Here is a 2,674-nt window from a genome sequence, read left to right as displayed (position 1 = left end):
GCAGTGTAAGTCTGCTAAAGATCGTTGCTATAGCTCTCATTATTATCGGTGTAGTGACATTAAATATGACCGGGGAAAAAGAAGCTAATGCTAGTAAATCCACTTTGGAAGAACACATCAGATAAAAAGATTAAATATTTAAAACTTTTTTCTCATGACTACAAGCTATTGCGTATTGGGCATTTATTAAAGATTTCGATTTAACATGGTGGGCTTTTAATTTGTACTTGATGATTTACCCTCTATTCTTTATAAAACTATTTATAAAAGGTAACATTCTATTGTATTTATCAGTCTCTGTTTACCGAACACATCTGTTACATAGTGGTAGTGTTAATAAACACATCTCTATTTCCATACTGGAAGAAATACGTACCATTCTTCTGCTGTAGCAGACCGGAAATTTTTCGTAAAGGTCATTCCGTTGATCACTTTTTCAATCCGCATTTTTTGCTCCAAATGAGCTGCATCTACAATTTTCTTCTTCATAACGCACTCCTCATCACATTAGCTGAATTCTCCGTCAGCAGGCGTAGCCTCTACAGCGATTTGATAAGCATCTAAAATGGAGTCACGTTCCTCAGGATCGGTCAATCCAACAAGATATTGTTCACCCTTTTCATCTTCAACGCGCATCAACAGCGCTTCCCCGTTCGATTGCAGCAAAGCATAAGTCTGATTTCTCATATCAAATAAAGCCTCAACTGCATATTGTTTTTCAATACCGTTTTCATCTTCAATGGTTATAAAATCTCTTTCCCTACTCCTCACTTTTCGTTCACCTCCCCTACAAATCTTCCCGGTTACTTTACCCGTTCTTCTCTGCTTCTATAATCGTACAAAATGAAATTCAATAGCGAAGGCGAATATGGAGTTTGGTTATGGATATATCTAAAAAAACAGTTATTTATTCGTCTATTGGAGAGTGAAACTCTAAGAAATGATTAAAAAAATGTTTTTACGATATCGTGTTGTGAATGACATTCATGGCAGTAACAATTAATTTCTAAAGCATCTTCTGTGAGCGTATGTATAGTTTCTTTTCTGCACTTTTTACAGTATTCTTTTTTCTGACGTGTCTTTGACAATATAACCTCTTCCTCTCTTGCATTTTTAATTTTATGTTTGGCATAAAAATAACCACTGATACGGTACCTAAAGAGGATTGCAACAGCAATGCAATCCTCTTCTCACATGGCAACTTTTAGATAACAAGGAACTGAAACATCTAATCACACTTTTTACAGTGTCAGTTGTTTCTAAAAATTAGTAGATCAGCCTGTTAAGGAAATAAACATCCATAAACTACCATGTATATACTTCTTGGCCCCTAGGAAACTTAAGAAAAACAAGGAGGTGACACAACATGGCAAACAACAAAAGCAGCAACAACAAYGAATTATTAGTATACGGTGCTGAACAAGCAATCGATCAAATGAAATATGAAATCGCTAGCGAATTTGGTGTAAAYCTTGGTGCTGATACAACTGCACGTGCRAACGGATCAGTAGGTGGCGAAATCACAAAACGTCTTGTACAAATGGCTGAGCAACAACTTGGCGGCGGACGTTTCTAAGACAACTTTATAAAATGATGGCTGAAGGAAGAGTGGGTCTCCACTCTTCCTTTTATCATGGACATTTTCTATTTATCATCACAAGCAGAAAGCCACATAAAGCATGACAAACAAAAACTGCCAAAGAAGGCAGCTCTCTTTATAACAAGGGGATTGTGACTGATGCCCTTATAGGCATCTTGAATAGTATGTGTAAAATCGTAGATTGTATTCACTGATAAAATTCCTTTTTTATATCTAGAAGAATAATAAAACATGATCTGGAGACGTTAAGTGTGTGCATAGTAAGAAAGGTGGCACACTATTATGAATATGTTAAGGAGGATAACAATGGGTATTTTAAGTGGAAATCCTACAGATGAACCGATGCATTACGGTGAAGTATTTGGAACATGGTCGTTTCTTTCTGCTTCAAAAGGATTAGTAGCTGGTTATCAAACGTTTCTAAATCATGTAGGGGACAAGGATCTACATAAGTTGGTACAAGAAACGATTGAACAATGTCAGCAGGAAATGAAAGGTGTAGAAAAGCTATTAAAAGAAAATGGAGTGGCTTTACCTCCAACTCCGCCTGAACGTCCAGAAGCTTGTTTAGATGATATTCCAGTAGGTGCACGTGTTCAAGATCCCGAAGTTGCTGCGGCTATTTCACTGGATATAGCTGCTGGTCTAGTTGCTTGCAGTCAACTGATTGGCCAATCTATTCGTGAAGATATTGCAGCAATGTTTGGGCAAATCCACATGCAAAAAGTAGCTCTTGGTGGAAAGTTTTTACGACTTAACAAAGAAAAAGGCTGGTTAATTCCACCACCTCTTCACAAGTCAAAAAACACGGATTGTTAATCATAAAATTCGTATAAAACGTCAAGATTTCACATTAAGTCAATCCTACAAGAAGGAGCTGCTGATTCATTCCATATTAGTAGCTCCTTCTCATTATGAATAAAGAGCAATCATAAGAGCAAACTACTGTTTATTTTAACTCTATTAGATTTACCCTTCTTATTTAGAAAGCCCCCCCTGAAAGACTCAATATTGATTTCTCTACTTAATGGGTACACCAACGGGATAATTGACAGATTTGTTATTACTCATAAG

At 36.6% G+C, this 2,674-nt stretch carries 4 protein-coding genes and 1 pseudogene; 3 read left to right on the top strand and 2 right to left on the bottom strand.

Translation table 11 applies throughout. The features are described 5' to 3' along the window. Nucleotides 1-158 precede the first annotated feature (158 nt). A pseudogene (locus AC1DRF_RS22360) lies at nucleotides 159-266 on the top strand (DUF5360 family protein); the annotation flags it as partial. An 82-nt stretch (nucleotides 267-348) separates the two neighbouring features. Here AC1DRF_RS22360 and AC1DRF_RS22355 read toward each other — a convergent pair. Together AC1DRF_RS22355 and AC1DRF_RS22350 are read right to left on the bottom strand one after the other, a co-directional pair. Beyond that, nucleotides 349-489, bottom strand: coding sequence for a hypothetical protein (locus AC1DRF_RS22355; RefSeq protein WP_427075387.1), 141 nt, complete (start codon nucleotides 487-489; stop codon nucleotides 349-351). Nucleotides 490-507: 18 nt separating this feature from the next. After that, the gene (locus tag AC1DRF_RS22350) at nucleotides 508-771 is read right to left on the bottom strand and encodes a DUF1292 domain-containing protein (protein ID WP_230184408.1); all 264 of its coding nucleotides are present in this window, start codon (nucleotides 769-771) and stop codon (nucleotides 508-510) included. A 595-nt stretch (nucleotides 772-1,366) separates the two neighbouring features. Here AC1DRF_RS22350 and AC1DRF_RS22345 point away from each other — a divergent pair. Continuing rightward, nucleotides 1,367-1,576, top strand: a complete 210-nt coding sequence (locus tag AC1DRF_RS22345; RefSeq protein WP_013084404.1) for an alpha/beta-type small acid-soluble spore protein — start codon at nucleotides 1,367-1,369, stop codon at nucleotides 1,574-1,576. Nucleotides 1,577-1,906: 330 nt separating this feature from the next. Further along, nucleotides 1,907-2,419, top strand: coding sequence for a DUF3231 family protein (locus AC1DRF_RS22340; protein WP_230184409.1), 513 nt, complete (start codon nucleotides 1,907-1,909; stop codon nucleotides 2,417-2,419). Nucleotides 2,420-2,674 lie beyond the last annotated feature (255 nt).

It is taken from the genome of Priestia sp. P5_B4 (genome assembly GCF_056400385.1).
Note: the sequence above shows the minus strand (reverse complement) of the source record. Positions and strands in the feature narration are given on the sequence as shown.